4 protein-coding genes are annotated in these 6,381 nt (G+C 70.2%); 1 reads left to right on the top strand and 3 read right to left on the bottom strand.

All coding sequences use genetic code 11. The features are described from left to right. Nucleotides 1-73: 73 nt before the first annotated feature. Together E2651_RS40000 and E2651_RS39995 are read right to left on the bottom strand one after the other, a co-directional pair. Nucleotides 74-3,151 carry an endo-alpha-N-acetylgalactosaminidase family protein gene (locus E2651_RS40000; protein WP_135336189.1) on the bottom strand — a complete coding sequence of 1,026 codons (3,078 nt, stop codon included), beginning with the start codon at nt 3,149-3,151 and terminating at the stop codon, nt 74-76. Between the two features lie 264 nt (nt 3,152-3,415). Next, entirely contained in the window at nt 3,416-4,210 is a 795-nt protein-coding gene (locus E2651_RS39995) for a serine protease (protein ID WP_135336188.1), read from the bottom strand. Nucleotides 4,211-4,493: 283 nt separating this feature from the next. Here E2651_RS39995 and E2651_RS39990 point away from each other — a divergent pair, with 283 nt between their 5' ends. Next, nucleotides 4,494-5,414 carry a hypothetical protein gene (locus E2651_RS39990; protein WP_135336187.1) on the top strand — a complete coding sequence of 307 codons (921 nt, stop codon included), beginning with the start codon at nt 4,494-4,496 and terminating at the stop codon, nt 5,412-5,414. A 15-nt stretch (nt 5,415-5,429) separates the two neighbouring features. On the opposite strand, the gene E2651_RS39985 is transcribed toward E2651_RS39990, so the two are convergent. After that, on the bottom strand, nt 5,430-6,320 hold the full coding sequence (locus tag E2651_RS39985) for a pentapeptide repeat-containing protein (protein WP_135336186.1): 891 nt from the start codon (nt 6,318-6,320) through the stop codon (nt 5,430-5,432). Nucleotides 6,321-6,381: the final 61 nt, after the last annotated feature.

Genomic DNA, 6,381 nt, shown 5'->3' with positions numbered 1-6,381 from the left:
GGGGGAGGGTGGTGCTGGGCTGAGGCAGGAGCGTTCGGGGAGGGCCCCGCAGGGGCCCTCCCCCCTCCCAGCCCTACACCTCCCGCACCTCGAAGCCGTCCAGGACGAACTCCGTCTTGCCGTCGTCCCCCGTCTTGCGGAGGCCCACCCACGCCTCCCCCTTGGCAGGAGCCGTGAACTCGTACGTGAGAGTCGTCGGCTCCGTGGCCACCGGAAGCTCCTTGCGGTCCGTCTCCCGCGAGGACGGCGCGTCAACCGCCGTCACCCACACGTACTGCCCCGCCTTCTCGTTCTCGTACCGGAAAGAGACCCGGTACCGCTTACCGGGAGCGAAACGCACCGTATGCGGCACCGTCCGGTACACAAGACCCGCGTTCTCGCCCCGCGACTTCAGGGAGTTCGCGCCGTCCACGACATCGTCGATCGCCTTTCCGTTCCAGCCCCGCTGCGTATACGGCGCGTGCCGCTGCGCGATATGCGTGCGCGGGTCGGTGACATCGCCCGCGTCACCCTTCACGAAGGGCCCCCACCCCTGCGGGACATGCTCGAAGTCCTCCTGGGCGAGGACACCGCGGGCCGGCGACCCGGCGTGGCCCGCGACGACCCGTACGTTGTCGAACCGCACGCGCGCCTTCCCCGCCTCGGCCCGCAGCGTCAGTTCCACCGCGCCCCCGCCCTCGGGCACGGTGAAGTACGTGAACATGCGCTGGAAGCGCGTGCCGTGCTTGCGGTCGGCGGCGACGTAATTCCCCGCCGTCGACGTCCGCGTCCAGTTCGCCGCCGTGACCCCGTCAGCGGTCCGCACCTCCAGGCTCGCCTTGCGCTCATCGCCCGCCTTCGCCCCCACCTCCACCTGCACGGACGCGACGTACGTACCGGCCTTCAGGCGGCTCAGCCGCTGGCCGACGGCCGCCGCGCCGCCCGAGGCGATCACGAGCTCGTGGTCGCCCAGCTCGCTGAGCTCGACGGACGCGGGGCCCGAGACCTTCCAGCCGTCCAGGGAACCGGAGTTGAAGCCCGGGTCGTGGAGCGGGGTCTGCTGCCCCCAGTCCGCGTCGGGCACGGCCTCCGCACGCGAGCGGTAGAGGACGTAGGGCTGCTTGGCCTTGGCGTCGAGGGTCAGCTTGCCGCCGCTCACCGGGACGTCCGCGACGAAGACCCGCCCCTGGTCGGTCAGCCGGTACAGGGAGACTTTGGACAGGCCCGCCCAGCCCCTCGGCAGCTGCCAACTGCCGCTGCCGCCCTTGGGGTTGTAGTGGTACAACTTGGCGGGATCGGTGGCCTTGCGCGGCTCCCAGGGGAGCAGATAGCTGCCCCCGTCGTAGACGACACGGCCGTCGGTCGTGATGCGCCGGGTGCCGCCGGTGTCGGAGACGGTCGTCCCGGGGTCGCCGAAGAAGGTGATCTCGTGCTCGCCCCAGGACTTGATGGGGTGCGCCTGGAGGTACTTGGCGGGCAGCGAGTCGGTCCAGATCAGGTCGTAGAAGTACGTCCAGTCCGTCTTGCCGACCCAGCCCTCGAAGTTGCCCATGCGGGCGATGCCGAGCAGCGTGGGCCACTTGTCGGCGAAGACGTCCTTCTGGTGGTTGCGGATGAAGCGGATCAGGCGGGAGTTGATGCCGCGCGACGTGTCGCCGCCGTAGTCGGGCTCGGTGGCCCAGTGCGACCACACCGACGAGCGCTCGAAACCGTGGCCCCACTCCGACGTGACGATCCAGCCCTGCTCGCGGAAGGCCCGCTGGAGCCGGTCGGAGGTCCAGCCGGACTCCCGGAACACGTCGATGTAGAGGGTGTTGAGGGCGTTGTCGGTCTGGGCGCGCAGATCGGCGAAGCGCTTGATGATGTCGCCGGAGACGAGGTCGCGGCGCTGGTCGATGCGGTAGCTCTGGTCGAGCCAGTCCCACTGCTCGTTGGCCTTGTCGACGAGCGTGTCCGAGAAGGCGTTCGCGACGGGGTACGACTCGGTGGCGTTGACGTGCACGCTGAAGTCGCTGTTCCACTTCTTGCCCTCGCGGACCAGCGTATTGAGGTCGTCGAGGCCGCCCGCGCGCGTGTTGTAGTTGCCCGCGTAGTCGGGGTGCGCCGAGTCGTGCCCCTCGGACTGGTAGCCCTTGAGCAGGGTGTACTGCCGCAGACCGTCCGTGGCCAGGCTGATCCGCTTGACGTTGTCCAGGGTCGTCAGGAACGGGTTCGTCGCCTGCGAGGCGAAGTTGAAGGGGATGTGCGGGACGACGCGCAGGTGCTGGTCGTCGGCGCCGAGCGGGTTCACCATGATGTCGCGGAAGGCGATGGCGGCGTCCTGCCAGTCGACCTTGCCGTCGCCGTTGCGGTCGCCGGTGACGACGACGGTGGCGTACGGCAGGGGCTCGGTGTCCCCGGCGGGCGCGGTCGCCGCGCGGTGCGTCCACTGGCCGGGCGTGAGGCGGGCCTCCACGTACCCGTCCCGCTTGACGGTCTGCCGCCAGAGGCGGCCGTTCTCCCAGGTCGTGCCCGCCTCGGTGGTGGGCTTGTCCCAGACGGTGTTGGTCTCGACCGCGCCGCCGAGCTTGTCGTGCGCGACCACCGCGTACGCGCATCCGGTGGCCGCCTCCGCGGCGCTGTCCGGCGTCGGCCTGACCTCGGTGTCGCCGCTCTTGGCCTTGTCCAGCTGGACCTTGGCGGCGAGCAGCGTGGCTCCCGCCTGGTCGCTGCGTACGGAGAGCAGGGCGAGGCCGGGGACGCGCAGGGTGCCCACGCGCAGGGCGTCGGTGTCGGCGATCTCCGTCACCCGCCAGTGCGCCTGTCGCCCCTCGACGGCGATCTCGACGGCGATGGTGGTGCCGCCGCCGAGCGTGAGGACGTACGCGACACGGTCCTCGCCCGCGGTGTGGGCGACCTTCGGGGTGTGTTCCTTCTCGTCGACCAGAAGCGTGGTGACGGCTTCCGACTGGGCGTACAGGACCGCGTTCGTGGCGCGATCCTTGTACGACACGATGCGCGGGAAGTCGGTGGCGACGCGCACCTCCAGCGTGGCGGAGCGGATGACGGTCTCGCCCGCGGCGGGCCCGGCGAACGCGGTGCCGCCGAGGCCCACGGCCGCGCCGACACCGGCAAGCGCTCCCGTGGCGACGACGGCTCTGCGGCTCGGCCCGGACGTTTCTGACGACACCATGGCACCCCTCCTGGGACGGTTCTCGGTGTCGATCACCTTGCGCCGGGCGGGACTTGTGCGCCCATGGACAAAGGGGGGACAGGTGTTGGACTAACGGCATCCGGTCGGCCGCCGCGCACGACGCGGGGCCGGACCACCGACTGGCCCGGCCCCGCTCTGTGCTCATGATGCGCCGTACTTGTGTTGGTGCTCGTCAGGCTCTTTGGTGCTCGTCAGGCTCTTCGGTGCTCGTCAAGCTCTTCGGTGCTCGTCAGGCTCCGGGGATCAGAGCTCCGACGCCGCCTTCTCTATGTCCGCGGCGAAGGTCGAGACCTCGGTGTAGACACCGGGGAACTTCGGCCGCGCGCAGCCGTTGCCCCAGCTGACGATGCCCACCTGGATGTACTCGCCGGCCTCGTCCTTGCGGAACATGGGACCACCGGAGTCACCCTGGCAGGTGTCCGTGCCGCCCTCGGGGAGGCCGGCGCAGAGCTCCTCGCCGGGCGTGAGGTCGGCGCCGTACGCGGCCTCGCAGTCGGCGTCACTGACGAACGGGACCTTCGCCTTGAGGAGGTAGCGCTGCTGCTCGCCACCCTCCTTGTCGGCACCCCAGCCGGCGATGTCGAACTCGCCGTTGTTGAGCTTGTCGTCCTTGGCGATCTTCAGCGTGGGCTGGTCGATCGGCTTCTCGAGCTTGATGAGCGCCCAGTCCTTGCCCTTGCCGTTGTAGCCGGGGGCCTGCAGGACCTTGGTGGACTTCACGTTGATCGCGTCGGGGCTCTCGAGGTCCACGACGCCACCGGTGGCGGTGATGCTGGTGTTGTCGCCGGAGCCGTCCACACAGTGGGCGGCGGTCAGCACGATGTCCTGGGCGTACAGCGCGCCGCCACAGCCCATCGACAGACGGACCATGAACGGGAATTCGCCCTGATCGGCGGGGGTTCCGCCGACCACACGCTCACCGGGGTTGGGGCCGGGGTGCGGGGCCGCCTGGGCGGCGGGCTGGAGGCTGACGGCGGTCGCAAGGGCGATGGCACCGAGGGTGGCGGCTCTCGTCACTCCACGCAGCTTGGTGTTCAACGGGCTTCCCTTCGTGGGGGGTTCGTGGGGGGTTGCACGCGTGACGGGCCCTTACCGTCCCCACAGGGTGCGCGTGGATGGCATGAGCCCGCCAAAGCGTTGTTGCGGATTATGGAGATCGGTGTCCGCATAGAGCAAGGGCCGGTTTTCAGCCAGAGGGCTCCGCGTGGGCTGGTTCCGGATGCGGGGATCCGCCCTACAGTGGAGTCGAGTTGAGGCGAAGTCGAGGCGAACCGATACGCGACGGGGCCAGTCGGTCAAACCGTCTTCAGGGGGTGCGCGCGTGGCGGACGGCGGGCCGGTGCAGCACGGCTATCCCCATCTGGAGACGGTGCGTTCCGCGATCACCGCGCTGTACAAGCGCCTGTCGTACGACACCGTCCACACCTTCGACACCAGCGTCGCCCCCGCCGACGTGGCCTTCAGCGACCAGGACGATCTGTACCTGGGCGTGCAGCGGGTCGCCCGGGAGATGGTGCGCCATCTGCGCCTCCCCGACGCCCGCATGATCGTCAGCTTCCGCGAGATGGAGCACGCGGCGTACGTCGAACTCGCCGCGGGGCCCGAGTACTTCATCGAGCTCAACGACCGGTTCCGCACGCACCGGCGGGACATCGGCGCGGCGCTCGCCCACGAGGTCATGCACGTCTATCTGCACCGGCTCGACCTGGAGTTTCCCGGGACCCGCGACAACGAGATCCTCACCGACACCGCCACGACCTATCTGGGCGCGGGGTGGCTGCTCCTCGACGCCTACCGCGAGGACGGGGCCTCGTCGCAGAAGCTGGGCTATCTCACGCCGGAGGAGTTCGGGTACGTACTCGCCAAGCGGGCCATCGCCTTCGGCGAGGCACCGGAGACGTGGTTCACCAGCGCACAGGCGTACACGGCGTACACGAAGGGGCTTGCCGAGGCCCGGCGCGACGAGCAGCAGCCGCCGCTGACGGCCGCGGGGTGGGCGGGGCGGCGGCGGTACGCGAAGGACCGGCGGTACGCCCAGGATCACGGCTCCGCGGAGGGCTCGCCCCGGGGTGGCTCGTACGCGTTCTCCCGCGACGGGAGCGGGGGCGGGAGCGGGAGCGGCGGCGCGCTGCGGGTCTCGTTCCCGTGCCCCACCTGCCGGCAGCGGATCCGGGTGCCTGCCGGGAGGCGGATCCGGGCCCGGTGCGGGCTGTGCCGGACGGTCGTCGAGTGTGACGCGTGAGGGGCGCCGGGGCCGTTACGCCACCCAGTGCGAGGGGCGGTTCAGGGCCGGCGGCAGCTTGGTGTCGGCGTCGCCCTTCGCCGCGTTCACCTGCGACTGGGTCAGGAAGATGCTGCCGGTGAGGTCCGCGCCGCGCAGGTCGGCGTCCCTGAAGTCCGCGCCGATGAGGTCAGCCTGCCTGAGGTCCGCGCCGCGCAGGTCCGCCGCGATGAGGTAGGCGCCGCGGAGGCTGACGCCGCGCAGGTCGGCACCCTTCAGCTTGGCGCCGAACAGATCGGCTCCCCTGCGGTCCTTCTTCTTCCGGCGGATGTCCGCGCGCACGAGTTCACTGACGCGCAGGAGGAGGGCGCCTACGTCCTCGCGGTGCGCGGCGACGTCCGTCGCAGCGACTTCGGCGGGGGTGCCATCGGTGAGGCGCTCGGTCTTCTCCAGCGCGCGCTCGATGTCCGGCCTGACCGAGCGAGCCTGGGTCAGATCTCGAGCCTCGGTCAAGTACCAGAGCAGTTCGTGGAGTTGGCGCATCACCGGGAACACCTCGAACATCTGGCGGGCGGCGGGCTTGTCGCCCTGCCGCCAGTCGACGCCGTCGAACGTGCCCTGGGAGACCTTCTGCCCCGCACCGAAGCAGTCGTAGACGGTGCAGCCGGAGTAGCCCTTCGTGCGGAGATCCTGGTGGATGCCGCAGCGGAAGTCCCGCTGGAGGTTGGTGCAGGGGGTACCGGCGGCCTTGTTGACGGGAAAGTCCGAGGACTTGGCGAAGGTGAGGGCGACACAGCAGAGCCCGAAACAACTCCCGCAGTCGGCCCGGAGATCCTGCCGGGGGTCGTCTGCGAGGGGCAGAAGCTGGGGCTGGGACGCGGCCTCAGGCTTGAGCTGAGGCTCCCCCTGCTGACGCTTCCGACCCATCACGCCCTCCTCCGGGCCTCAACTTGCTGGTACGTCGTGAACGGTGCGGCCCTCCCCCACC

The sequence above is a fragment of the Streptomyces sp. MZ04 genome (genome assembly GCF_004684775.1).
In the GTDB taxonomy this organism is placed as follows: Bacteria; Actinomycetota; Actinomycetes; order Streptomycetales; family Streptomycetaceae; genus Streptomyces.
This window is presented reverse-complemented; position numbering and strand designations above follow the sequence as displayed.

Excerpts from the sequence above, each read along its gene's own strand:
- E2651_RS40000 (WP_135336189.1), bottom strand. The coding sequence starts at position 3,151 with ATGGTGTCGTCAGAAACGTCCGGGCCGAGCCGCAGAGCCGTCGTCGCC.
- E2651_RS39985 (WP_135336186.1), bottom strand. The coding sequence starts at position 6,320 with ATGGGTCGGAAGCGTCAGCAGGGGGAGCCTCAGCTCAAGCCTGAGGCC.